At 69.1% G+C, this 21,032-nt stretch carries 27 protein-coding genes and 3 tRNA genes; 19 read left to right on the top strand and 11 right to left on the bottom strand.

The window, feature by feature from the left end; genetic code table 11:
* Window positions 1–54: 54 nt before the first annotated feature.
* From ACNYC2_RS26480 to purM, 3 genes are all read left to right on the top strand, one after another.
* Window positions 55–354: a hypothetical protein gene (locus ACNYC2_RS26480; protein ID WP_419704606.1), complete on the top strand. Its 300-nt coding sequence runs from the start codon at window positions 55–57 to the stop codon at window positions 352–354.
* A 74-nt stretch (window positions 355–428) separates the two neighbouring features.
* Entirely contained in the window at window positions 429–1,976 is a 1,548-nt protein-coding gene (purF, locus tag ACNYC2_RS26475; protein WP_419704605.1) for an amidophosphoribosyltransferase, read from the top strand.
* Between the two features lie 58 nt (window positions 1,977–2,034).
* Window positions 2,035–3,141, top strand: a complete 1,107-nt coding sequence (purM, locus tag ACNYC2_RS26470) for a phosphoribosylformylglycinamidine cyclo-ligase (RefSeq protein WP_419704604.1) — start codon at window positions 2,035–2,037, stop codon at window positions 3,139–3,141.
* 64 nt (window positions 3,142–3,205) lie between these two features.
* Here the strand turns inward: purM and ACNYC2_RS26465 are convergent, their stop codons facing one another.
* Window positions 3,206–3,418: a DUF3073 domain-containing protein gene (locus tag ACNYC2_RS26465; RefSeq protein WP_116673279.1), complete on the bottom strand. Its 213-nt coding sequence runs from the start codon at window positions 3,416–3,418 to the stop codon at window positions 3,206–3,208.
* 595 nt (window positions 3,419–4,013) lie between these two features.
* Between ACNYC2_RS26465 and ACNYC2_RS26460 the strand changes: the two genes are divergently transcribed.
* Complete coding sequence (locus tag ACNYC2_RS26460) at window positions 4,014–4,223, top strand: BldC family transcriptional regulator (RefSeq protein WP_108495333.1); 210 nt, start codon at window positions 4,014–4,016, stop codon at window positions 4,221–4,223.
* A gap of 65 nt (window positions 4,224–4,288) precedes the next feature.
* Here ACNYC2_RS26460 and ACNYC2_RS26455 read toward each other — a convergent pair whose 3' ends face one another.
* The 3 genes from ACNYC2_RS26455 to ACNYC2_RS26445 form a co-directional block, all read right to left on the bottom strand.
* The gene (locus tag ACNYC2_RS26455; RefSeq protein WP_419704603.1) at window positions 4,289–4,612 is read right to left on the bottom strand and encodes a DUF3618 domain-containing protein; all 324 of its coding nucleotides are present in this window, start codon (window positions 4,610–4,612) and stop codon (window positions 4,289–4,291) included.
* Window positions 4,609–5,061 (bottom strand): phage holin family protein, encoded by a 453-nt coding sequence (locus tag ACNYC2_RS26450; RefSeq protein WP_116673281.1) that lies wholly within the window; start codon window positions 5,059–5,061, stop codon window positions 4,609–4,611. Before ACNYC2_RS26450 ends, ACNYC2_RS26455 begins: the two co-directional genes overlap by 4 nt.
* 512 nt (window positions 5,062–5,573) lie before the next feature.
* Window positions 5,574–5,834, bottom strand: a complete 261-nt coding sequence (locus tag ACNYC2_RS26445; protein WP_419704602.1) for a GntR family transcriptional regulator — start codon at window positions 5,832–5,834, stop codon at window positions 5,574–5,576.
* A gap of 85 nt (window positions 5,835–5,919) precedes the next feature.
* On the opposite strand from ACNYC2_RS26445, the gene ACNYC2_RS26440 reads away from it, so the two are divergent.
* On the top strand, window positions 5,920–6,183 hold the full coding sequence (locus tag ACNYC2_RS26440; protein WP_419704601.1) for a hypothetical protein: 264 nt from the start codon (window positions 5,920–5,922) through the stop codon (window positions 6,181–6,183).
* Window positions 6,184–6,291: 108 nt separating this feature from the next.
* On the opposite strand, the gene ACNYC2_RS26435 is transcribed toward ACNYC2_RS26440, so the two are convergent.
* Both ACNYC2_RS26435 and ACNYC2_RS26430 read right to left on the bottom strand, forming a co-directional pair.
* Window positions 6,292–6,936, bottom strand: a complete 645-nt coding sequence (locus ACNYC2_RS26435) for a bifunctional 4-hydroxy-2-oxoglutarate aldolase/2-dehydro-3-deoxy-phosphogluconate aldolase (RefSeq protein ID WP_419704600.1) — start codon at window positions 6,934–6,936, stop codon at window positions 6,292–6,294.
* Window positions 6,933–7,778, bottom strand: a complete 846-nt coding sequence (locus ACNYC2_RS26430) for a GntR family transcriptional regulator (protein ID WP_419704599.1) — start codon at window positions 7,776–7,778, stop codon at window positions 6,933–6,935. Before ACNYC2_RS26430 ends, ACNYC2_RS26435 begins: the two co-directional genes overlap by 4 nt.
* 244 nt (window positions 7,779–8,022) lie before the next feature.
* Here ACNYC2_RS26430 and ACNYC2_RS26425 point away from each other — a divergent pair, with 244 nt between their 5' ends.
* From ACNYC2_RS26425 to ACNYC2_RS26370, 12 genes are all read left to right on the top strand, one after another.
* Complete coding sequence (locus ACNYC2_RS26425; protein WP_419704598.1) at window positions 8,023–8,250, top strand: hypothetical protein; 228 nt, start codon at window positions 8,023–8,025, stop codon at window positions 8,248–8,250.
* Window positions 8,247–8,573 carry a DUF6284 family protein gene (locus ACNYC2_RS26420; RefSeq protein WP_419704597.1) on the top strand — a complete coding sequence of 109 codons (327 nt, stop codon included), beginning with the start codon at window positions 8,247–8,249 and terminating at the stop codon, window positions 8,571–8,573. The genes ACNYC2_RS26425 and ACNYC2_RS26420 overlap by 4 nt, the downstream gene beginning before the upstream one ends.
* A 16-nt stretch (window positions 8,574–8,589) precedes the next feature.
* Window positions 8,590–8,796: a hypothetical protein gene (locus tag ACNYC2_RS26415; RefSeq protein ID WP_419704596.1), complete on the top strand. Its 207-nt coding sequence runs from the start codon at window positions 8,590–8,592 to the stop codon at window positions 8,794–8,796.
* Window positions 8,796–11,015, top strand: a complete 2,220-nt coding sequence (locus ACNYC2_RS26410; protein WP_419704595.1) for an FtsK/SpoIIIE domain-containing protein — start codon at window positions 8,796–8,798, stop codon at window positions 11,013–11,015. The genes ACNYC2_RS26415 and ACNYC2_RS26410 overlap by 1 nt, the downstream gene beginning before the upstream one ends.
* Window positions 11,016–11,018: 3 nt before the next feature.
* Window positions 11,019–11,189, top strand: coding sequence for a KOW motif-containing protein (locus tag ACNYC2_RS26405; RefSeq protein ID WP_419704594.1), 171 nt, complete (start codon window positions 11,019–11,021; stop codon window positions 11,187–11,189).
* A 41-nt stretch (window positions 11,190–11,230) separates the two neighbouring features.
* Complete coding sequence (locus ACNYC2_RS26400; protein WP_419704593.1) at window positions 11,231–12,319, top strand: hypothetical protein; 1,089 nt, start codon at window positions 11,231–11,233, stop codon at window positions 12,317–12,319.
* A 50-nt stretch (window positions 12,320–12,369) separates the two neighbouring features.
* The gene (locus tag ACNYC2_RS26395; protein ID WP_419704592.1) at window positions 12,370–12,744 is read left to right on the top strand and encodes a hypothetical protein; all 375 of its coding nucleotides are present in this window, start codon (window positions 12,370–12,372) and stop codon (window positions 12,742–12,744) included.
* 142 nt (window positions 12,745–12,886) lie between these two features.
* Entirely contained in the window at window positions 12,887–13,237 is a 351-nt protein-coding gene (locus tag ACNYC2_RS26390; RefSeq protein WP_419704591.1) for a hypothetical protein, read from the top strand.
* Window positions 13,238–13,256: 19 nt separating this feature from the next.
* Window positions 13,257–13,670 carry a hypothetical protein gene (locus ACNYC2_RS26385; protein WP_419704590.1) on the top strand — a complete coding sequence of 138 codons (414 nt, stop codon included), beginning with the start codon at window positions 13,257–13,259 and terminating at the stop codon, window positions 13,668–13,670.
* Window positions 13,667–14,947: a hypothetical protein gene (locus ACNYC2_RS26380; protein WP_419704589.1), complete on the top strand. Its 1,281-nt coding sequence runs from the start codon at window positions 13,667–13,669 to the stop codon at window positions 14,945–14,947. The genes ACNYC2_RS26385 and ACNYC2_RS26380 overlap by 4 nt, the downstream gene beginning before the upstream one ends.
* Before the next feature lie 170 nt (window positions 14,948–15,117).
* The gene (locus ACNYC2_RS26375; RefSeq protein WP_419704588.1) at window positions 15,118–15,348 is read left to right on the top strand and encodes a helix-turn-helix domain-containing protein; all 231 of its coding nucleotides are present in this window, start codon (window positions 15,118–15,120) and stop codon (window positions 15,346–15,348) included.
* Window positions 15,345–16,586: a site-specific integrase gene (locus tag ACNYC2_RS26370; RefSeq protein ID WP_419704587.1), complete on the top strand. Its 1,242-nt coding sequence runs from the start codon at window positions 15,345–15,347 to the stop codon at window positions 16,584–16,586. The genes ACNYC2_RS26375 and ACNYC2_RS26370 overlap by 4 nt, the downstream gene beginning before the upstream one ends.
* A gap of 89 nt (window positions 16,587–16,675) precedes the next feature.
* On the opposite strand, the gene ACNYC2_RS26365 is transcribed toward ACNYC2_RS26370, so the two are convergent.
* The 4 genes from ACNYC2_RS26365 to ACNYC2_RS26350 form a co-directional block, all read right to left on the bottom strand.
* On the bottom strand, window positions 16,676–17,332 hold the full coding sequence (locus ACNYC2_RS26365; protein ID WP_419704586.1) for a hypothetical protein: 657 nt from the start codon (window positions 17,330–17,332) through the stop codon (window positions 16,676–16,678).
* A gap of 357 nt (window positions 17,333–17,689) precedes the next feature.
* Window positions 17,690–17,762 (bottom strand) — tRNA-Phe (locus ACNYC2_RS26360).
* Between the two features lie 54 nt (window positions 17,763–17,816).
* Window positions 17,817–17,890: transfer RNA gene (locus ACNYC2_RS26355), tRNA-Asp, on the bottom strand.
* Window positions 17,891–18,035: 145 nt separating this feature from the next.
* Window positions 18,036–18,108: transfer RNA gene (locus ACNYC2_RS26350), tRNA-Glu, on the bottom strand.
* 100 nt (window positions 18,109–18,208) lie between these two features.
* Between ACNYC2_RS26350 and ACNYC2_RS26345 the strand changes: the two genes are divergently transcribed.
* Complete coding sequence (locus tag ACNYC2_RS26345) at window positions 18,209–18,553, top strand: metallopeptidase family protein (RefSeq protein ID WP_357503921.1); 345 nt, start codon at window positions 18,209–18,211, stop codon at window positions 18,551–18,553.
* A 52-nt stretch (window positions 18,554–18,605) separates the two neighbouring features.
* On the opposite strand, the gene ACNYC2_RS26340 is transcribed toward ACNYC2_RS26345, so the two are convergent.
* Window positions 18,606–19,982 (bottom strand): M15 family metallopeptidase, encoded by a 1,377-nt coding sequence (locus ACNYC2_RS26340; protein WP_419704585.1) that lies wholly within the window; start codon window positions 19,980–19,982, stop codon window positions 18,606–18,608.
* 415 nt (window positions 19,983–20,397) lie between these two features.
* Here ACNYC2_RS26340 and ACNYC2_RS26335 point away from each other — a divergent pair, with 415 nt between their 5' ends.
* Window positions 20,398–21,009, top strand: a complete 612-nt coding sequence (locus tag ACNYC2_RS26335; RefSeq protein ID WP_419704584.1) for an antibiotic biosynthesis monooxygenase — start codon at window positions 20,398–20,400, stop codon at window positions 21,007–21,009.
* Window positions 21,010–21,032: the final 23 nt, after the last annotated feature.

The following is a 21,032-nucleotide window of genomic DNA, read 5'->3' as shown; positions in this document are numbered from 1 at the left end:
GTCCCCAGCGGTCGGGTTTCCGGGTGCCCCTTCCGGGGCGCGTACCCTGGTTTCGTGAGTGAAACCCAGGCACCGAGCGACTCCGCCGACGACGTGGAGGTGCGCGACGTCATCGACCCGGCCAGCGTGCGCCGGGCTCCGCGGTACAAGGCGTTCTTCTGGACCGGCGCGCTGATCGGGATAGTTCTCGGGCTGAGCCTGTCCCTCTACCTGGTGAACTCGCCCTCCGGCGCGGCCATGATGAAGCCCGGCGTGTACGTCACGGTGCTGACGGCCTTCGTCACGATGGTGACCACGCTGCTGGCCGGCCTGTTCGCCGTGATCGCCGACCGCCGGAGCCTGCGCGGTCGCTGACCCGGCGGGCCGCTGACACGGAGGTCACAGGTCGGGCAGACGACTTCGATCCGACCGCATGGGATACTCGGGGCATGCCTCTGCGCGGAGATGGCCGACTCAACCACGACCTCATGCCCGGCGAGAAGGGCCCCCAGGACGCATGTGGCGTCTTCGGGGTCTGGGCACCCGGCGAGGAGGTCGCCAAGCTCGCGTACTTCGGTCTGTACGCCTTGCAGCACCGCGGACAGGAGTCCGCGGGCATCGCCACCAGCAACGGTGAGCAGATCCTCGTCTACAAGGACATGGGACTCGTCTCCCAGGTCTTCGACGAGACAGCCCTGAACGCCCTGACCGGCCACATCGCCGTCGGGCACTGCCGTTACTCCACCACTGGTGGCGTGACCTGGGAGAACGCCCAGCCCACGCTCGGCGCCACGGCGTCCGGCACGGTGGCCCTCGGCCACAACGGCAACCTGACCAACTCGGCGGACCTCGTCAACCTCGTGGCCGAGCGCTACGGCGCGCAGCGCCGCGGCGAGCTCGCCCGCGGCAACACGACCGACACCGCGCTCATCACGGCACTGTTCGCCGGCGACGCGGACCGCACCCTGGAGGCCACGGCGCTGGAGGTGCTCCCGCGTCTGCGCGGCGCCTTCTCCCTCGTCTTCATGGACGAGAACACCCTGTACGCGGCACGCGACCCGCAGGGTGTGCGCCCGCTCGTCCTCGGTCGTCTCGACCGCGGCTGGGTGGTCGCCAGCGAGACCCCTGCCCTCGACATCGTGGGCGCCTCCTTCGTGCGCGAGGTCGAGCCGGGCGAGCTCATCTGCATCGACGCCGACGGCATGCGCTCAGAGCGCTTCGCCCCGGCCGAGCGGGCCGCCTGCGTCTTCGAGTACGTCTACCTGGCTCGTCCCGACAACACCATCAACGGCCGCTCGGTGCACGCCGCGCGCGTCGAGATGGGACGCCAGCTGGCCCGCGAGCACCCCGTCGACGCCGACCTCGTCATCCCGACGCCGGAGTCCGGCACGCCGGCCGCCGTCGGCTACGCGGCGGAGTCCGGCATCCCGTTCGGGCAGGGCCTCACGAAGAACGCCTACGTGGGCCGTACGTTCATCCAGCCGTCCGACACGCTGCGGCAGCTCGGCATCCGCCTGAAGCTCAACCCGCTGCGCGAGGTCATCAAGGGCAAGCGCCTGGTGGTCGTGGACGACTCGATCGTGCGCGGCAACACCCAGCGGGCCCTGATCCGCATGCTGCGGGAGGCGGGCGCCGCCGAGGTGCACGTGCGCATCTCGTCGCCGCCGGTGAAGTGGCCGTGCTTCTACGGCATCGACTTCGCGTCGCGCGCGGAGCTCATCGCCAACGGGCTGGCCGTCGACGAGATCGGCCAGTCGCTGGGCGCCGACAGCCTGGGCTACATCACCACCGAGGGCATGATCGCCGCGACGGAGCAGCCCAGCTCGCAGCTCTGCGCCGCATGCTTCACCGGCAAGTACCCGATCGAGCTGCCGCCGGACGACCAGCTCGGCAAGCACCTGCTCGAGCAGGCGGAGCTGCCGCTCGGTCCGCCCGAGGACGGGCTCAAGCAGCTCGCCGTGAGCAGGGGCGGTTCGACCGCGCTCGAACACCCGTGACCACACCGCTTCACCAGCACACCGCTTCACCCGCCACGACCACTTTCATGGAGCACCAGTGACATCCGAAGGCCTGACGTACGCCGCCGCCGGCGTCGACACCGAGGCGGGCGACAAGGCCGTCGAACTCATGAAGGACGCCGTGCGCCGCACGCAGGGTCCGGCCGTGCTCGGCGGCGTGGGCGGCTTCGCCGGCCTCTACGACCTGTCGGCGTTCAAGGGCTACCGCGCACCGCTGCTGGCGACGTCCACCGACGGCGTCGGCACCAAGGTCGCGATCGCACAGGCGATGGACAAGCACGACACCATCGGGTTCGACCTGGTGGGCATGGTCGTGGACGACATCGTCGTGATCGGCGCCAAGCCCTTGTTCATGACCGACTACATCGCGACGGGCAAGGTGGTCCCGGAGCGGATCGCGGACATCGTCCGCGGCATCGCGCAAGCCTGCGAGGTGGCCGACACCGCGCTGGTCGGTGGCGAGACCGCCGAGCACCCCGGCCTGCTGAAGCCGGACGAGTACGACGTCGCGGGTGCCGCCACGGGCATCGTCGAGGCCGACAAGGTCCTCGGCCCGGACCGGGTCCAGCCCGGCGACGTGCTGATCGGTATGGCGTCCAGCGGTCTGCACTCCAACGGGTACTCGCTGGTACGCGCGGTGATCAAGCACGCCGGCTGGTCCCTCGACCGGCACGTGGACGACCTCGGCCGGGCACTGGGCGAAGAGCTCCTGGAGCCGACGCGTGTCTACGCGACGGACTGCCTGGCCCTCGCCGCGGACGAGGCGGCACAGGTCCACGCGTTCACGCACGTGACCGGTGGCGGCCTTGCCGCGAACCTGGCGCGTGTGCTGCCCGCAGGGCTGGTCGCCACGGTCGACCGTGCGTCGTGGGACGTGCCGGCGGTGTTCCGCATGGTGCGCGATCTCGGCGGCGTGCCGAACCGCGACCTGGAGAACACCCTCAACCTGGGCGTGGGCATGGTGGCGGTAGTGGGCGCTGACGGCGCCGCCGCGGCCCTCTCCCGCCTGTCCACGCTGGGCGTGCCCGCGTGGACGCTCGGGAGCGTCGATACCCTGGATGCCTCTGCGGCGCAGGAAGACCTGGTCGCAGGGACAAAGGGTGTGTCCGGCGGCGCTGTCAGGCTCGTGAACGACTACCGCTGATGATGCGGAGCCGAGACCTGATCAGGAGCTGAGCGCGGTGCCGGCGCTAAGGCGCCGGCACCTTTTAACGCGCGTTGCCGTCCTGCTCTACCCAGTCGGAGTACCTATTGTCGTACTCCTCGTCCTCCGGGGCGTCCCACCGCGACTGTGTCGCAACATCCGTGCGGGAGCTTCCGCTGAGCTCCTGCTCGAGGGCGTGATAATTGGTGTCCGGGCTGTAGTACTTCAGCTCGCGAGCAACCTTGGTCTGCTTAGCCTTCTGACGGCCGCGGCCCATGGCTCCGACCCCCCTCAACGTAGGAGCGGGGCGGCACCGTGCATGGACGTGCGGCCCCGTAGCGTTTCGTCTGTCCAGGTTCCAACGTTACATGCTGGTACGGCGTTTCTTCCAGTCCGTGGACGTGATTCGTCCGATCGCCTGATGTGACATTCGGATCACCCGGTCTCGCACGTCCTGCTCGGGCGTGGCCCGTCCCTTGACGGGCACATGGCTATCACGAGATCCACGCATTACCATGGCTGCCAGTTGGTCGGCGCCGGTGCCACGCGCCAGCGGATTCCCGCTCGTGTGCCCGGGGCGTCTTTCCCTGATGCTTTGCCGACTCCTGGTTGATGCACGGATGTCGACCGGTTCCACCCCTGCGGTCGTCCGTACGCGGCGACGAGGTGCGGTCGGATAGTGCCATTGGCGTGTCGCACGTGTCCGAGACACGCCCGAAACGGGCGCGCGTGGCGAGGCCTGGAGAAAGTGAGGAAATAAACCGCTCCCCCAAGTCGCCTAAATCCCGTTTGCTGCTAACAATGGTGCAAGAGCGGGTGTCGTCAACCGCCTGGTACGGCCAGGCCGACACCGTTCCGGAGGAGGTGCGGGGATGTCCATCCACGGAGAATCCGAGGTCCTGCTCACGCCCGCCGAGGTAGCGAGCTTGTTCCGTGTTGACCCCAAGACAGTAACGCGTTGGGCAAAAGCGGGAAAGCTCTCGTCGATCCGGACACTTGGCGGTCACCGCCGCTACAAGGAGTCCGAGGTACGGGCGCTGCTCGGTGCGGCAGCGGACAGCTCGGGCGACTCTGACAACTAGTCAGGCGTCGTTGACGGATTGGTCGGCAAGCAGAAACGAAGGCGCGCCGGGTGCTGCCCCCCAGCTCAGCCCCGCGCGCGCCTGAGTACAGCGGTCACGGCAACTGCCGTGCCTACGACTACCACTAGCGTGGCTCCGATCAGGAGCTTGGCGTTGCGGGCCCGGCGCGGATCTTGCGCCGGGCCGTTTTTGTTGCCGAACGCGCCGGTGGCCATCGCGCCGGCGTCGCTGGCGGCCTGCTTGGCCTCGCGCGCGATGCGAGAGGCCTGATAGCTGGGGCTCAGGCGCGTGGTCAGCTCGTCGATGGCCGCAGCGAGCTCCGCACGGGTGCGGAGAACCTCGGCCTCGAGCTCACGGCTGCTGGACGGCGGTGTTGTCGGAGTGCTCATCGGTGCATCCCCTCCTTGATCGACGCGATGTCGTCCTTCACCCGCTGGACGCTCTCCGGCGGGGTGGTGCCCTTCTTCAGGAGCTGCACGCCCACCAGTGCCAGGACGGCCGTGACGAGCAGCATGAAGCCGCCTATGGCGAGCGCGGACAGCCACAGCGGCCACACGGTCCCCAGGCCGTACACGGCGGCCAGGAGCAGCACGCCCACGGTGTAGACGAGGATCAGCAGAGCGAAGACCAGCAGCCCGATACCGATGCCGGACTTCTTCGCCTTCTCGGCCAGCTCCGCCTTGGCGAGCGCGATCTCCGCGCGTACGAGCCGGGACGCCTGGTCGGAGATCTGCTCGACGAGCTTCCCCAGCGATGCGGGTCGCTCGGGTTCCGGCGTACCTGTCGGGGCGCCGCCTGCTGCCCCCGTGTGGCTGTCGATCTTCACGTTCTCGATCATCTGCCCTCCCGTGCCGCCGTTTTCGTAACTGCGCCGCTGAAGACAACTCAACAGGTCAAGTGCGCATGGGGCAATTCCTGGCGCGGCGTGGCTCCGAGGAAAAGAGATGAAGGGAACTGTGCGCGAATGAAAATTCGCTGAAAGGAATTTCCTTGAAGTCGCCTGAGAGCGATCACCGCTTCTGTGCGGCACCGGTTAGCCGGACGGACAGGCCAGGCGCGGAAACGCCGATGGGCCGCACTTCCGAAGAAGTGCGGCCCATCGAGATCGCTGGATCCTGCGATCCTTTGGCTGTGGCTCCGACCGGCGTCGATCCGGTGACCTTTCGATTTTCAGGCGCATCCGGCCGGTTGTGGCGACTGCACCGTGGGTCTGATGCCGCGTCGCCCTGTCCACAGGCGTCTACTGCTGACCGCTCGTGGCGGTCGGCGTTGTCATGCAATTTGTCATGCAGCAGGTCCGCTGACAGGTCTAACCGTCGCGGAGCCGCCGGGCCCGTTCGCGCAGCGAGGTTAGGGGCAGTCGTCGGCGTCGTCTGCGGACGGCTGTGCGACGTAGGTGCCCTTGCCCTGCACGGTAGAGACCAGGCCACGCTCACGCAGGAGTTGCACGGCTGAGCGGGCGGTGGGCCGCGCGACGCTGAACTCTTCGCAGATGGCCGCCTCGGAGGGGATGCGGCGTCGCGGCGGATACGTGCCGTCGGCGATGCGGGCAGCGAGCACGGCAGCGATCTGCTCGTACAGCGGCTCTGGCCCGTCAAGATCCAACGTCATGTATCGACGGTAAATGTCTTACAACAATGCTTCTCGACACGTGACGACACCTGTCATCACATGACAAGTGCAGTACGTTCCACGCATGAGGACTTCTCAGGGGATGCCGCCCGAGGGCACCGAGGCCAGGTGCGAGTTCTGCCGCGGGGTCGTGATGCTGGTTCCTGTACCGGCGCGACAGTGGCACTGGGTGCATGAAGGCGACCCGATAGACGGACAGCGCCACTGCCTCGGTGGCGTCCGTGACGGGCTGCGCACGCTCCACAAGCCCAGGGATCTCGCCTGGATGTACGACGAGGACGGCTACCCGCTGTCGCCTACGGGCCAGCCGCTGCCGCGCGGGCACTGACCTCCCATGGAAACGACAGAAGCGTGGAAGACCGTCCTGGTCTTCCACGCTTCGTCCATCTCAGGACGTTTGCCCTGGTCGAGCACGCTCCCGCGCGGCCCTGCGTGCCTACGGGGAGTCGGCGACGATGTCCAGCCATTCGCGCGCCGAGGTTCGAACCGTGCGGTAGTCGCCGGTTGCCATGCTGTCGCCGACGAGGTCGGAGCCGACGCCGAGGGCGACCGCTCCGGCGTCGAGCCAGGCGCGGGCATTCTCTCGGGTGATCGTGCCGGTAGGCATGATCCCGGCATCCGGCAGTGGCGGTAGGAGTTGCCGGATGAACTTCGGCGTGTGCGAGCTGGCCGGGAAGAGCTTGACCACTTCGGCGCCTGATTGGGTGGCTGCGTCGATCTCGCTCGGCGTGAAGACGCCGGGCACGAAGCCGATGCCGCGTTCCCGGGCGTACTCGACCACCGGCATGGACATGCTTGGTGCCACGAGGAAGCCCGCGCCCGCATCGATGGCGCGCCGCGCGTCGGCGACGTTCCGCACCGTGCCTGCGCCGACATACGCGGTGTCGCCGAGACGCGCGGCAACCTTGGTGACCACGGACAGAACCTCTGGGCCGGCTATGGGGAACTCAAGTGCCCGGATGCCCTCGGACACCAACACCTCGGCGACGTCGGCGAGGCGTTCGACGTCCGCGCCACGCAGAATCGCGAGGAGCCGCGCGTCACGGATCGCTTGGGCTGCGCTCGATGGTCGCGTGGTCATGCTGCCTCCGTCACCGTGGTGAGCATTTTGGTCGCCTGGCTTTGCAGCGGCTCACTGGATGCGGAGTTGTTGATGACGACGTGGTCTGCCTCGGGCCGGAAGTCGAGGTCGATTCCCGCGACGTAGTCGTTCCAGTCCACGAGCTTGCCCGTGTCGCGGGCAGCTCCGCGACGCTTGAGGTAGGTGTGCATGGTGCTGGCGTCGCAGCGGACCCACACGAGGGTGAGGCCGACACCTGCGGCGTTCAGGCGAGTGCTGACGCGGTCGATCCATGCGCTGTCCTGGAACTCCCGGATGAACGGCGCCGTGGCGATCACCCCGACGCCGACCTCGGCGTTCTCTTGGATGGTTGCTAGCAGGGCCTCGTACTCGTGCGGGCGAACCTGCTCAAGATATGTCTGAGACTCGCGGTCGTGGGCTGGCCGCCCCAGGTCCTCAAGAAGCCGCTCGACCACGGGGCGCGTGATCGTGTCCTTGTCGATGATCGCGGCCCCGGTCAGGCGCGAGAGCACCCGGGCAAGCTCGGACTTGCCGCTACCGGCATAGCCACCAATCAGGAACACGTGCGGCTTGCGCGGCTCGCCGCTCGACGACGGCGGCGTGATGCCACTGCGGACGATGCGGCGCGAGCGGGAGACGTTCTCGACGAGGCCATCTGCGGCAAGGTGCTCCATCGCCTTGTTGACGGTCCACGCGCTCACTCCCATCTGTTCGGCGAGAGCGCGGGTGGAGGGCAGTGCTTCGCCGTCGCGGAGCCTGCCCGCTTCGATGTCGTTCCTCAGGATTCGTTCGACTCGTTCGAGCTTCTGGCCGCCCACATCCTCGGCGCTGTACTGCGACATGTGACCTACCTCACATTGGGATCTAACAGCTGACTGGATTTGGCCTAACAACTGGTCTGTCACCGATCATCCCCGGCTAACCGCCATCTGCCAAGTCCTGCCTCGTCGCACCAAACAGTTGACAGGGTTGCCTCTCACGTTGTTAGGTCGCCATACAACAGAACTGTGACCGGCGACATAGAGCCGGATCACAGGGGCCCGAGCCGATGGGCGGCCCGGGACTGAGGCACTGAGGAGTCGAGCAATGACGCAGAGAACCGTGGATCTCAGGGCCGCTAGGCGGGTCCTGCTTTCCGTGTCCGTGGGTCTGAAGGACGCCGCCGTCTTGCTGATCGCGAGCGGTCTGGGCGACGACGGCCGGACCGCATCGCGCATGGGCGACGAGGTCGTGGCGATGCGGAAGCGGGTCCGCAAGGCCCACAACACCGCCATCAACGCCGAGCGCAACGAGCCGACGGGGGAGACCCGATGAGCACCTACACCGCCCTTGCCGCCGCGTTCGACGACGAGCCGACGCCGAGTGAGCTCGCGGCCATCGTCGACGAGGAAGTCGCCATCGACGCCGGGGTCGACCTGGTGGACGCCGAGTGCGCCCTGGTCACGTCGCCCAACGAGCTCACGATCCGCCGCCACCGCCGCGCCGTCGTCGCCTACGGCGTCGCGCTGCGTACGGCCGCCGAGACCAGCACCAACCGCACCAACCGCGCCACGTCCACGGCTCCGATGTACACCGCCGGTAGCCAGCTCTCGACGGCCCGCCGGGTCGTCATCCGTCCCGCCACCCGCACCGCCTGATTAAGGAGTAACCGCCATGGTCACCATGCCCCTGTTCTTCATCCTGGGCGTCATCGTCGTCGCAGGTGTCGCGCTCAAGAAGACCGGCAACGGGTCCCTCATCCTGGGCATCCTGTTCGGCCTGGCCCTGGGCACCACGGTGTTCGGGGCCCCGATCCTGGAAGCGGCCGGGTCTTTCCTCGACGGTCTCGTGTCCGGCGTCTCGTCTGTGGCGGGTGCCTGATGACGACGCCCAACGACGAGACGACGCCGGGCAGCAACGTGCCCGATGACGCCGAGCTGGCCGAGCTCGAAGCCATGTTCAACCGGCCCGGCGCGGACGTCGCGGTCCGTGCCGGGCTGGACCAGAGCCCCGTGCCGGCGGACGAGGACAACTCGCTTTCGGGCGAGGTCATCGACGCCCCGGCCGCTCCGGAGCCCGAGCTCGCGGAGCGTGCGCCGCGTGTGGTCGAGCACCGCGGCGACCATGAGCCGCTGACGATCCTGCCCGAGTGGGCCAAGTCGCCCGAGGTGTTCCTCGCCGCCGCCTACCGCGAGGCCAAGTTCGTGGCCTCCTGGTCCGCTCACCACGGCATCCGGCTGCCGTTCGTGTACCTGCCCAAGTTCCTGGTCCGGGCCGGTGTCGGGCTCGGCCTCTGTGTGCGTGGCCTGGCCCGGTGGGTGACCGACGCCGACAACCGCACCACCCGCGCCGCGCTCATGCTCGGCGTCAAGGGCACAGCCGAGTGGAAGACGCTCCGCAAGGAGCACGCCGACGGCGTCCGCGCCCGGCTCGGTGGCCTGGCCGCAGCCGGGTTCACCTCCGGTGTCGCCGGGGTCACCCTGCACGCCTACACCGGCCCCGAGGGCCTGACGGCCGCCGCCATCGCCACGGGCGCGGCAGCGCTCACCGCGTTCGGCGTCGTCGGCACCCGCCACGCGGCCACGCCGATTGCCGAGTCTCACAAGAGCGACGTCCCCAAGCTCACGGTGGACGTCGTCACGGACGCGCTGCTCACGCTCGGTCTGGGTTCGATGGGGGAGGCCAAGCGCGGCAACGCCGAGGTCAAGGTCCTGCGGATCTTCCCGACCACGGGCGGCGTCGAGATTCACGTTGACCTGCCGCCGGGCGCGACCGCTGCGGACGTGATCGAGCGCAAGGACCGGCTGGCGTCGGCGCTGCGTCGCCCGATCGACACGGTATGGCCTGAGGGCAACCCCAAGGCTCACCCGTCGCGGCTGAACCTGTTCATCGCGGACAAGGGCCTCTCACAGCGCGCCGTGGGCGCCTGGAAGTACCGCAACAAGGGCGCCGTGAACGTGTTCGAGTCGTTCGTCATCGGCGAGGACCAGCGCGGCCGCCCCGTCACCACGTCCCTCATGTACAACAACGGCGTCATTGGTGGCCTGCCAGGCATGGGCAAGACGTTCCTGCTCCGCGTGCTCATCCTGGGCGCGGCCCTGGACCCGCGCACCGAGCTGCACATTCACGAGCTCAAGGGCACCGGTGACCTGCTGCCGTTCGCCCCCATCGCGCACGTGTGCCGCTCCGGTGACGACCCGGAAGACCTCAAGGCCCTGCTCGCCGACCTGAGCGCGGTGCAGAAGGAGATGCGCCGCCGGGCGCGGATCCTGCGCGGGATGCCGCGTGACGTGGCACCGGAGTCCAAGGTCACCGACGAGCTCGCCGCCGTGGGTAACCCGTACGGGTTCAAGCCGCTGCTGTTCGTCATCGACGAGTCGCAGCTCGGGTTCGGTGACCGCACCCTCGGTGCGGAGATCTCCGACCTCGTCGAGGACATCACCCGCCGTGGTCGCGCGCTCGGGATCATGATGTGGCTCGCCACGCAGCGCCCGAACAAGGACGCCATCCCGACCGGCATCTCAGCGCTGTTGTCGCTGCGGATCTGCCTGCGGGTGGGGGACCAGACGACCAATGACATGGTCCTGGGAACGTCCATGTACCGGGCGGGGCACCGGGCGACGATCTTCTCTCAGGAGGACAAGGGCGTCGCGCTGCTGGCCGGTGAGAAGTCCGACCCGCTGCTGGTGCGTGGCGCGTTCATCGACGGGGCCGCGTCGGACCAGATCGTCGAGCGCGCCCGTGCCATCCGCGAGGCCAAGGGCCTGCTTACCGGGATGGCGGCCGGGGACGAGGCCGCCGACCTGGACCACTCCACGATCCTGGACCACCTGCTCGCAGTGTGGCCCGCCGAGGACCCGCAGTGGCCCAACGGGAAGATCTGGTCCGACGTCCTGGCCGAGCGCCTGGCCGAGTCCAAGCCCGCCCTCTATGAGGGCTGGGACGCCGCACAGGTCAACGCCGCCGCCAAGCGCCACGGCGTCACCTCGAAGAACGTCAAGCGCGGCACCAACGTCCGCAAGGGCCTCGTGCGCGCCGACGTCATCGCCGCCGCTGGCGACGTCATCGCGCTGCCCGACACCACCACCGAGGAGGACTGACCCATGAGCACGCTCCGCAAGGGCACCAAGGTCCGCGTCACCAGCGGCCCCAGCAAGGGGCAGACCGGCCGGATCGTCGACGCCGACGCCGCCGACCCCACCTACCTGGTCCACATCCGCCGAGGCGACCGCCTCGTTGAGATCCCCCGCGCCAGCCTCAAGACCACCTGGTGAACACCACACACCCGCTGCACCACCCGGAAGGAGCACCGATCATGAGCACCACACACTCCACCACCGATGCACCGCGGCGAGGCTCGCGCCGCCTGGTCCTGGGCGGAGCTATCTCCGTCGCCCTCATCTCCACCGGCTCCGCCTACCTCGCGATGGTCTCGTTCGGCATCGACGTCCTCGGGATGAACCAGGGCACCGCCTACACCACGGCAGGGGTGTTTGAGCTCTCGCTCATCACCGTGGCTCTGCTGGCTCGTGAGGCGGCGCGGGACAACCGGCCCGGCGGGACCCTGCTCACGCTCACGTGGGCGCTGTCGTCCGCGTCCGGTGTGTTCGCCGCGTGGCACGAGCTCTACATGGGCCACCCGCTCGGCGCGGTTCTGTTCCGGTTCATCGTGCCGCTACTGGCCGCCCTCATGTGGCACCTGGCGCTGATCGGTGACCGCCACCTCGCGTCCGGAGCGACCTGGTCCGGCATCCGGCAGTCCATGCGGATGCACGCCCTGTTCCTCACCACCGAGGACGCTGTCCGGGCACACGCCGCCGACGACGGCACGCCGTCCGCCCGCCGTGCGGTCGAGCGGGCTGAGGCTCGCCGCCGGGCTGCCCGGGCGGTTGCGCTCAAGTCGGTTCCCCCGGCCGAGATGCGGACCCGGACCGCTGAGTGGCTGGACTCGCTGTCCGCCGTGGCGGACGCCGTGACCGACGTCGCCCGCCTGCACGTCGAGGCCAACAACCGCGTCGCTGGGCTCGCGTCCGCCCCGGTCATGTCCGGGCCGGACTACACCGAGCGCGTTGACGACGCTGTCCGGGCTGAACTGGCGGACATGGCCGGACTGTCCGCCACCCCGGCGGCCGGACAGAGCACGCCCACTGTCCGGGCCGCTGTCCGGCCCGCGCCGCGCCGGACTGTCCGCCCGGTGTCGAACGGTGACCGGGCTGTCCGCCTGGACATCGTGTCCGGGCTGCTGTCCGCCAACCCGGACGCCACCGCCCGCGACGCCCTGTCCGCTCTGGCCGACGCCGGGCACATCGTGACCGACCGGACCGCGCGCCGCCTGCTGTCCGAGGCACGCCCGGCGCCCACCGACACCGCCACCGCGACGGACGCCGAGGCTGACGCCGCATAGCTCACCAAGCACACCACCGCCCGCCCCGCCCGTCGACCGCAGGAGGAACCGTGAACCGCAACGACAACCTCAGCTCCGCCGAGTACGCCGAGCTCGTGCACGCGGCCCGCAAGCTCGTCGCCGCCGTCGAGCGCGCAATCCACCGCAGCGAAGTCGTGTTCGCCGTCGCAATGGGCCTGACCATCGCCGCGTCGCTGCTCGGTCTGGACCTGGTCGCCACGATCACCTCCGTGATCGCCGTCGGCGCGCTGGGTGGTGGCTTGATCCTGCTCATGGCCCGCCTCGCCCTCGGTCCCGCACCCGCCGAGGTAGCCATCACCACCACCCCCACCGAGCTCGTCGAGCACCCGGCGAACGGTAGCGCAGGACCCGCTACCGGTAGCGGCCCCGCTACCGCCACAAACCGCAGGATTCTGCGGAAGTAGCGGGGTAGCGCCCCCTCGCGGCGCACCCCAGAACCCCTACCTCACGCACTGCTGAGGGCACGGCGGGCCGCTACCGCTACCCGCCGTGTCCCTACCCCGCTCATGCCAAAAACAGGCCGCAGAACAGGAACGGAGACCCGCCATGACCAGCACACCGCCCGCCGGTCGCGCCTACTCCCGTCAGGTCATCGCCGCGTGGCTGCACGGCTACACCACCGGCCACGCCGTCGGTCGTCACGACGGCCGTGTCGTCGGGTTCGTCGAGGGGTACGACGTCGGGCACGCCGACGGCATCCCCGAGGGCCGCCGCCTGGCCGATGACGAGGCATCCGAGAAGTGGCGCGCGTACCGCGCCATGTCCGACGCGGTCCGCCCGAACAGGGCCCGCCCCGGGGCTGCGTGGGGCGAGGCCAAGCCGCTCCCGACGCCTGCCGAGTGCCTGGCCACCTGGCCTGCCACGCCCGCTCTGTACTCCGTCCGCGACGCCGCCTGACCCCGAGGGAGACACGACCATGAAGCACACCACCCGTCACCTGACCGCTGTGCCGGCCAAGCCCGCCCACCACGTCGAGGCGTTCGTTCTCGACGTCCACCGCACCCACACGAGCTGGTGCTACTGGCCCGCCCAGCCCGGACAGCACCGGCGGCTCGAGTACTCCGAGGCGCAGGCCGGAACCTACCCCGTACGCGTCGAGACCAGCCCCGTAGGCGACCTGCTCGCGGTGGTGGACCTGGACACGTTCGTCATGCGCCGCGTCACCTGGCGGTGGATCTTCCCGACGGTTGAGCGGCTCTACGTCCGGACGGTGTCTGACGTCGCGTGGCTCACCGACGAGGTGACTGACGGCGTCGCGGCGATGACCGACACCGACGGCACGCCGCTCGCGACCTGGCGTCGCCTGCCCACCGAGGAGGTCGCCCGATGACCGCCACGACGCCCGAGCTCCACACCGGAACTGAGGACCTGGACCCCGAGTCCGTGTTCTGGGAAGCACGCCCCGAGCTCGCCGCCGTGCGTCAGTACGCCCGCGCCGCGATGGCCTCACCCTGGGCAGTGCTCGGCTGCACCCTGGCCCGCGTCGCACTGTCGGTGCCGCCCGTCGTCGTCCTGCCGCCGCTGGGCAACGACGCCTCCGCCGTCGCGTCGCTCAACCTGTTCGTCGGGCTCGTCGCACCGTCCGGCGTCGGTAAGGGCGTCGCCACCCGTGCCGCCGAGGGGTTCCTCAGCATCCCGCCCGGCGGCGGGCGCCTGATCGTCGAGCGCCCCCTCGGTTCCGGCGAGGGCATGGCGCACGTGTTCACCGACACCGACGACGACGGCGAAGACACCCCCGCCGTCCACTCCGTGTGGTTCGACGTCCCCGAGGTAGACACCCTCACCGCGCTCGTCGGTCGCAAGGCATCCACCCTCGCGTCCGAGGTCCGCAAGATGTTCACGGGGGAGGGCCTGGGCTTCCAGAACGCCGACGCCACCCGCCGCAAGATCGTCCCCGCGCACTCCTACCGGGCCGCACTCGTCGCCGGTGTCCAGCCACGCAAGGCGGGACCGCTGCTCGACGACGCCGCCGGCGGAACACCGCAGCGGTTCCTGTGGATGCCCGCCACCGACCCCGGCGCACCCGACGAGCTCCCGCCCGCACCGGACCCGCTGACCTGGACCTCGCCCGTGCTGTGCACGGAGCAGCGGCGCGTGCACCTGAACGTGGCCGCACCGATCAAGGCCCGGCTCCAGGCCGAGCGCCGTGCCCGGCTGCGCGAGGAGCTGACCGACGACAACGGACAACAGTCGCTCGTGCGGCTCAAGGTCGCAGCCCTGCTCGCGCTGCTGGCCCGCCGCACCGACGTCACAGAAAGTGACTGGAGCCTGGCCGACTACGTCATGGGCGTCTCTGACCACACCCGCAACCGGATGCGGGAGGCCCTGCGCGCCGACGCCGCCCACGCCGTGCGCGAGCGGGCCGAGGCACGGGCCGCGTTCGACGAGCATCAGGACGACGCCGTCGTCCGACGCACGGCCGAGAAGATCCTCGCCCGGCTCTCCACCGACGCGGTCCCGTCGAGCACCGTCCGTTCGGGTCTGGGTAAGAACCTCCGTGAGTACTTCGAGGCCGCTGCCGATGCGCTCATCGCCCGGGGACTCGTCGAGCGGGCAGACGACGAGTACCGGGGACAGCCCCGAACGATGCTCCGGCTGCGCCACTGACCCACAGCCCTGGCATCTGCCATGCCTGCCAGGGCTGCATATGCCAGGCATGAAACAGCAGGTCAGCACCGCTTTTCATGCCTGGCAGGTCAGCCCTGGCGTTTGCCAGGGCTGACCCCCTCGAACCACCACCCGCACCACCCCGCGAACTGCCCGGAAGGAGACGTGCCATGGCAACCTCAACCCCGCCTGTCTACGTCGAGACCGCGCCCACCATCACCGCCGTCGTCCCCCTGCTGTACCGCGTCGAGGAAGCCGCTGAAGCGCTCCGGCTCTCCCGCGCCATGGTCTACGAAATCATCCGCTCCGGTGAGCTCCGCACGGTCAAGATCGGCACCCGCCGACTGGTGCCCGTCGCCGCCCTGGGCGAGTACATCGACACCCTCGGGAGTGCAGCATGAGCGAGAGCAAGCGGACCACCCGGACGAAGCTGCCGCACGGTGAGGGGAGTGTCTACCCGAACCCCCGTAGTGATGGGTACATCGCGGAAGTGACCGTCGCGTTCGATGCACGCGGCAAGCGCGTCGTGCGACGCGGCTATGGCAAGAGCGAGACTGCGGCCATCAAGGAGCTGCGCCGCAAGGTCAAGGAGTACGAAGACGGGCTGACTGTCGAGGCCGCCCGATACAAGGTCGAGGACGCGGTGCGGGACTGGCTCAGGTACGGGCAGGGCAAGACCGCCGACAACACGTGGGAGGGGTACCGGTTCAACTGTGAGCGACACCTGATCCCGGCCCTCGGTAAGCGCCGTCTGCGGGACTTGACCGCGACCGAGGTCGAGGAGTGGTTGGCCTCGCTGACGACGGTTCTCGGCACGTCGATGCTCAAGCAGCTCCACTCGGACCTGAACCGCTCGGTGAAGCGCGCCATGGCACGAGGCATGGCGGCCCGGAACGTGGTTGAGCTGTGCACAGTTCCCGAGGGCCGTGAGGGTCGGGCGTCGCGGTCGATGACAGAGGCACAGGTCCGCTCTGTGCTGGAGCACTGCAAGAGCGACCCCATCTATCCCTACATCGTCCTGTCGATCTTGACCGGGCTGCGTACCGAGGAGGTCCGCGCGCTCAAGTGGGACCGCGTCGACCTGGACGGCGCCCCGGAGACGGGCCGTCCGCCGAGCGTCATGGTGTGGCGCTCTGCTCGCCGGAAGGGCGACACCAAGACCAAGCTGTCTCGCCGCACACTCGCCCTGCCCGCCGTCGTTGTGGCGTCGCTGCGACTCCACAGGACTCGGCAGATCGAGCGGGACATGAAACTCGGTAGGGAGTGGGACCCGAACGGCTTCGTGTTCGGCACCCGCAACGGAACCATGATGAGTTCCCGGAACGTCGCCCGCGACGTTCGTCGAGCGCTCGCCAAGGTGCCGGGAATCGTCCCCGACGAGTGGACGCCGCGCGACTGGCGGCACACTTACACGTCGGTGATGTCGGCCGGAGAGGTGCCGCTGGAAGAGGTGTCCCGGACCCTTGGGCACAGCAGCACCGTCGTCACCGAACAGGTCTACCGGCACGAGCTGCGGCCGGTGATCCAGACGGCGGGGGCAAAGATGGATGACCTCTTCCCGGTAAACGAGGTGGGCGTGGGCTGGCACATGGAACCGCTGTTTGGCCCAGCAGAGGCGGAGGGGCGAGAGGGCTTTTAGTCGGCCCTTTCGGAACCTGGGTCGGTGGCTGACACCTTCAGCACTCTCGGGTGCGGGGTGCGGCCGCCGGCCCCCAAATACTGGTAGCCCTACGCTGACTGCACGTCGTCTGTATCTGCCTTTTCCCTGCTGTCTAGTCTGCGCATGAGGTCTCGGACGGATATACCCATTTGCCTTGCCGTCTGCATCCAGAGAAACTTCTGCCCAAGTCGCATCTCGCGCGCAAACCCGAGAGGGCCGCCCCGTATGCGGTGTCCTTCGTCGTCAATCGCCCAGTAATTGCTTGCTGCGTCCTTGAAGACAATGTGCATTCGCTGATCGACGCCGGTGATCCCTGGGGGTATCGGACTCGTCAGGACTTCTCCTGGCTCGACGTACTGAGCAGCCGGGTCCTCACCTCTCTCGAACCCCCACTGCCACGTCCCGACGCTGCGTGAACGAAAAAATCGTCGGCCGCCGCGCAACCGCCGCACCGTGCGAACGGGGTGACGAATCCAGAACCAGATCTGTTCGGGGATCGTCCAGGGGCGAAAGTACACGCGGGGCATTGCGATCGGGGCCGAGCTCAGATTGCGAATCTTCGCATACTCTTGGTCGGTCACCTCGACCCAGAAGTGGATCCCTTTGGCTTGCTCGCGTTTTCGATTTCGGCGATCGAGCATGAGGATGGAGAGTGCGACGAACAGTGATCCCACAGTTCCGACCGCTTCGAGCCAATCAGTGAACGACGGCGGTTGCTCAGGCATGACCGGAATCTACGACGACTTCCCGCCCGATGGAACGGCGCCACCAATGGCGGAGGCGGAATCACCCGCTGATCCTCTCTGTGTTGCGCACAGCCGCTCCGGAGGAGTCAGGGATCGATGCCACCGCCGATGCCAATCCGTCAGGGTGATCTGGCCTGCCGGAGCCTGCGCCAGTCCGCCGAGCTCCACGGGTGCTGGCCAGATGCGGCTGACGGTTCGCCTCAAGTCGTGGCTGAGGAGGACGGCGCCAAGGAGGATGTCATGCAATTTGTCATGCAAGATCAAAACGAAGCGGCCCGCACACTCCGAGAGTGTGCGGGCCGCTTCGTTTCCGCAGGTCATGCGGTGTTTTTGAGGTGGCTCCGACCGGCGTCGATCCGGTGACCTTTCGATTTTCAGTCGAACGCTCTACCAACTGAGCTACAGAGCCCTAGCGCGAACGCCCGGATAGTCGAGACTACCGACAACCCGGGCGTACCTCGCGCGACCCTGACGGGACTTGAACCCGCGACCTCCGCCGTGACAGGGCGGCGCGCTAACCAGCTGCGCTACAGGGCCTTGGATGCTTACCCGCATCCGGGGGGCTCTTTTCGAACCGTGAGAACCTTAACCCATCCCGGGGCCGAACCTGAAATCAGATTCGGGCCCCGACAGGATGACCTGCCTCACAACGCTCAAAACCTGGCTCTGACGAGCCCCTTCGTACCCCCAACGGGATTCGAACCCGTGCTACCGCCGTGAAAGGGCGGGGTCCTAGGCCGCTAGACGATGGGGGCTGGGACCTGGCAAGTCTACAGTCGGTCGGCGGTCCCGCTGCACAGTCCACGAGATGGTCCCGCGCGGGCTCCTGTCAGGGATGATGGGTGCGTGGTGGAGATGACGCGAGAGGACTTCGAGGCAGCGGTCAGCGAGGGGCTGGACCTCGTTCCGCCGGATCTCGCGGCGCAGATGGACAACGTGGTGGTGCTCGTCGAGGACGACGCGCCCGCCGACGATCCGGACCTGCTGGGCCTCTACGAGGGAGTGCCGCTCACGGAACGCGATCACATGTGGGCCGCCGGCGCGCTCCCCGACCGCATCACCATCTTCCGTAACCCGACGCTCGCGTTCTGCGAGACACGTGAGGACGTCGTCGAGGAGGTGGCGGTGACGGTGGTCCACGAGATCGCCCACCACTTCGGGATCGACGACGAACGGCTCCACGAGCTCGGCTGGGCATGACGAAGCCGGCCTCACGAGGCTGAGCCTCGCGGGGCCGGCTTCGTGGCACCGGTCAGTACGAGGTGCCGTACTCCCAGTGCCAGGCTTCCGGCTTGCTGCCGCCCGCCTGGGCCCAGGCGGGGTGCTTCCAGCCGTACTCCCCGGCGTTGGCGACCATCCAGGCGTGTTCCGCGGTGCCGAACGACTCGATGCCGCCGGACAGGTCTACCGCCTGCCCCCAACCGTGGTTGGAGGTACCGGGCACTGCCGCGAGGCCGCCCTTCGACGCCGCTACCGACAGCTGCTCCGCGTAGGAGCGGTACCCGTCGGTCACGTCCAGGTTCCGGCCGAACTCCGCGCGGAAGGCGTCGTTCAGGTTCTCCAGCTCGACCGCGGCGTCGCACCGCAGCAGCTGGTCCGGCGCCCAGCCCAGGTCGCAGAGCACGCTCGACGGGATCTGCCCGTTGCCGTAGCCCTGCGCGGCCTTCGCCATCTCCTTGGCCTCGGCGACCCGAGCGGCAGCTGCCGCCCGTGCCTTGGCGGCCTCGCGCTCGGCGGCACGTGCCGCACGGGCCTCGCGCCGCTCCTCGGCGGCCTTCTTCGCGGCGGCGATCTCCTCCGGCGTCGGGCCCGCCTTGACGGACACGACCGCGTCGCCGTCGGCCTTCGTGATGAGCCGCTGGAGCGAAGCCGTCTCCTTCTCGATGCGGGTGGCCGACGGCGCCGCCGGGTCGGCGGTCTTCCCGGCGCCGTTCCCGGCGTCCGCCTGCTGCGGCCGGGTGGCCAGGTCGACCGAGGCCGCGAGCGGGGTCTCGAGGACGGGGCGGCCAGCGGCCCCCTGCTCGGCGAGCGGGGCGACACCCGTGACGGTGCCGGCCAGGTTGGTCGGCTCGGTGGCTGCCGGGCTCGGGGAGGCGTCCGCCTTGGCGGCGGAGGCGTCCGCCGCACGTTCGGCGAGCGACGCCCGCTCGCCGTCCCGGGAGGCGGCAGCGGCCTGCCGGGCGCCGGCGACGCCGGTACCCGAGCTGTCACTGGCCTGCTCCAGCATGGACCGCAGGTTCCGGGCGGCCGCCCGGAGCTGCTTGCGCTCCTTGCGGTCGAGGTCGCCCTCGCGGGTCACGTAGTCGGCGTCGCTCAGGACGGCGGTCGCCTTCTCGGAGGCGGACCGCAACGCCGGGTCGGTGACGATCGCGCTGCCGACGACGACAGGGCCGGTCTGTGCGGCGCGCTCAGCGGCTGCCGCGCTGCCCGGGGAGCCGACGGCGCTGCCGTCGTTCCCGGTGAGGCTGACCGCCGCTGTGGTGGTCAGGGCGACCGAGGTGAGTGCGGCGGCTATCGCGAACGACGAGCGGCGCACCAGGGGGTGGCCCGAGGCCACCGCGGCATGTGCTCCGCTGGCGCCCGGGCGTCGCGTACGACGGGGAACGAGTGCGTGGTCGCCGTGCGTCAAGGACGATCCTGACACTCGGGGACAGGGACAAGGCGCGCCGTGCGGGGCGCGACGGGGTTCGGCGTCTGGGGCACGCTGAGCTTCCGTTCTGCGGCTGGGCACGCTGACACCGTGAGGGGCTGATCCCTCTGGCGGACGGTGACGGGTGCGCCTGCTGCTGTCTGGCCACGGCGCGCGACGGGTCGCGGAGGTCATGGCGGTCGCCGCGTGGAACCGGGCCGGGAGGCCCAGGGGGGGTTGGTTCCATGCGGCGACATTCAATGCTGGACGACTGTCCAAGAGTTATGGAACCCCCTCCGCGGAGGCGTGCCTCACAAAAACTGGGGGCAGATGGTGGTGCGAACGTGAAGGGCCGACAACCTGGGGTGTGCGCGCTCACATTGAAGGGCGCGGGGCCATACGTGACACTTCGAGCATGGCCCATCACGACCAGGCCGCGAACGGATCCGTGCCCATCCCCGCCGGACAACCCGTCACCGTGTCCATCCACCGCATCGTCAACCCCGACCACGTCCCCGAGGTCACCCGCTGGGTGCAGTCGGGCGTCAACCTCGCCAACCGGTGGGACGGCTTTCTCGGCTCGGGCTGGATCCGCGCCGCCGAGGGCTCCCGCGACTGGCACATGCTCTACCGCTTCGCCGACGCCGACCGGCTCGCCGCCTGGGAGCAGTCCGCCGAACGGCGGGACTGGCTGGCGCAGGGCACGGGCCTCGTCGAGGAGCTGCGCTACCAGCAGCGGACGGGCATCGAGGGCTGGTTCGAGGACCCGACACGCACCGACGAGCCGGCCGACGTCGCAGCCGTCGTCGTGCCGCCCCGGTGGAAGCAGGCGACGAGCATCTGGCTCGGGTTCTTCCCGGTGAACCTGCTGTTCACGGCCCTGTTCACCTACCTGGTGCCCGGCTGGGACGACGTCGCGCTGGTGCTCAAGGTGCTGATCTCGACGCTGATCCTGACGCCGATCATGGCGTACTGGGTGCTTCCGTGGGTGACCCGCAGCCTGCACGGCTGGCTGCACCGGGCGTAGCCCGCACGCCGCCGCATCCGACA

Origin of the sequence: Promicromonospora sp. NFX87 (assembly GCF_048564965.1) — a bacterium.
In the GTDB taxonomy this organism is placed as follows: Bacteria; Actinomycetota; Actinomycetes; order Actinomycetales; family Cellulomonadaceae; genus Promicromonospora.
This window is presented reverse-complemented; position numbering and strand designations above follow the sequence as displayed.

Coding starts and splice junctions, on each gene's coding strand:
- purF (WP_419704605.1), top strand. CDS start 429: ATGCCTCTGCGCGGAGATGGCCGACTCAACCACGACCTCATGCCCGGC.
- ACNYC2_RS26465 (WP_116673279.1), bottom strand. CDS start 3,418: ATGGGCCGCGGCCGTCAGAAGGCTAAGCAGACCAAGGTTGCTCGCGAG.
- ACNYC2_RS26460 (WP_108495333.1), top strand. CDS start 4,014: ATGTCCATCCACGGAGAATCCGAGGTCCTGCTCACGCCCGCCGAGGTA.
- ACNYC2_RS26455 (WP_419704603.1), bottom strand. CDS start 4,612: ATGAGCACTCCGACAACACCGCCGTCCAGCAGCCGTGAGCTCGAGGCC.
- ACNYC2_RS26450 (WP_116673281.1), bottom strand. CDS start 5,061: ATGATCGAGAACGTGAAGATCGACAGCCACACGGGGGCAGCAGGCGGC.
- ACNYC2_RS26445 (WP_419704602.1), bottom strand. CDS start 5,834: ATGACGTTGGATCTTGACGGGCCAGAGCCGCTGTACGAGCAGATCGCT.
- ACNYC2_RS26440 (WP_419704601.1), top strand. CDS start 5,920: ATGAGGACTTCTCAGGGGATGCCGCCCGAGGGCACCGAGGCCAGGTGC.
- ACNYC2_RS26435 (WP_419704600.1), bottom strand. CDS start 6,936: ATGACCACGCGACCATCGAGCGCAGCCCAAGCGATCCGTGACGCGCGG.
- ACNYC2_RS26430 (WP_419704599.1), bottom strand. CDS start 7,778: ATGTCGCAGTACAGCGCCGAGGATGTGGGCGGCCAGAAGCTCGAACGA.
- ACNYC2_RS26425 (WP_419704598.1), top strand. CDS start 8,023: ATGACGCAGAGAACCGTGGATCTCAGGGCCGCTAGGCGGGTCCTGCTT.
- ACNYC2_RS26420 (WP_419704597.1), top strand. CDS start 8,247: ATGAGCACCTACACCGCCCTTGCCGCCGCGTTCGACGACGAGCCGACG.
- ACNYC2_RS26415 (WP_419704596.1), top strand. CDS start 8,590: ATGGTCACCATGCCCCTGTTCTTCATCCTGGGCGTCATCGTCGTCGCA.
- ACNYC2_RS26410 (WP_419704595.1), top strand. CDS start 8,796: ATGACGACGCCCAACGACGAGACGACGCCGGGCAGCAACGTGCCCGAT.
- ACNYC2_RS26405 (WP_419704594.1), top strand. CDS start 11,019: ATGAGCACGCTCCGCAAGGGCACCAAGGTCCGCGTCACCAGCGGCCCC.
- ACNYC2_RS26400 (WP_419704593.1), top strand. CDS start 11,231: ATGAGCACCACACACTCCACCACCGATGCACCGCGGCGAGGCTCGCGC.
- ACNYC2_RS26390 (WP_419704591.1), top strand. CDS start 12,887: ATGACCAGCACACCGCCCGCCGGTCGCGCCTACTCCCGTCAGGTCATC.
- ACNYC2_RS26385 (WP_419704590.1), top strand. CDS start 13,257: ATGAAGCACACCACCCGTCACCTGACCGCTGTGCCGGCCAAGCCCGCC.
- ACNYC2_RS26380 (WP_419704589.1), top strand. CDS start 13,667: ATGACCGCCACGACGCCCGAGCTCCACACCGGAACTGAGGACCTGGAC.
- ACNYC2_RS26375 (WP_419704588.1), top strand. CDS start 15,118: ATGGCAACCTCAACCCCGCCTGTCTACGTCGAGACCGCGCCCACCATC.
- ACNYC2_RS26370 (WP_419704587.1), top strand. CDS start 15,345: ATGAGCGAGAGCAAGCGGACCACCCGGACGAAGCTGCCGCACGGTGAG.
- ACNYC2_RS26365 (WP_419704586.1), bottom strand. CDS start 17,332: ATGCCTGAGCAACCGCCGTCGTTCACTGATTGGCTCGAAGCGGTCGGA.
- ACNYC2_RS26345 (WP_357503921.1), top strand. CDS start 18,209: ATGACGCGAGAGGACTTCGAGGCAGCGGTCAGCGAGGGGCTGGACCTC.
- ACNYC2_RS26335 (WP_419704584.1), top strand. CDS start 20,398: ATGGCCCATCACGACCAGGCCGCGAACGGATCCGTGCCCATCCCCGCC.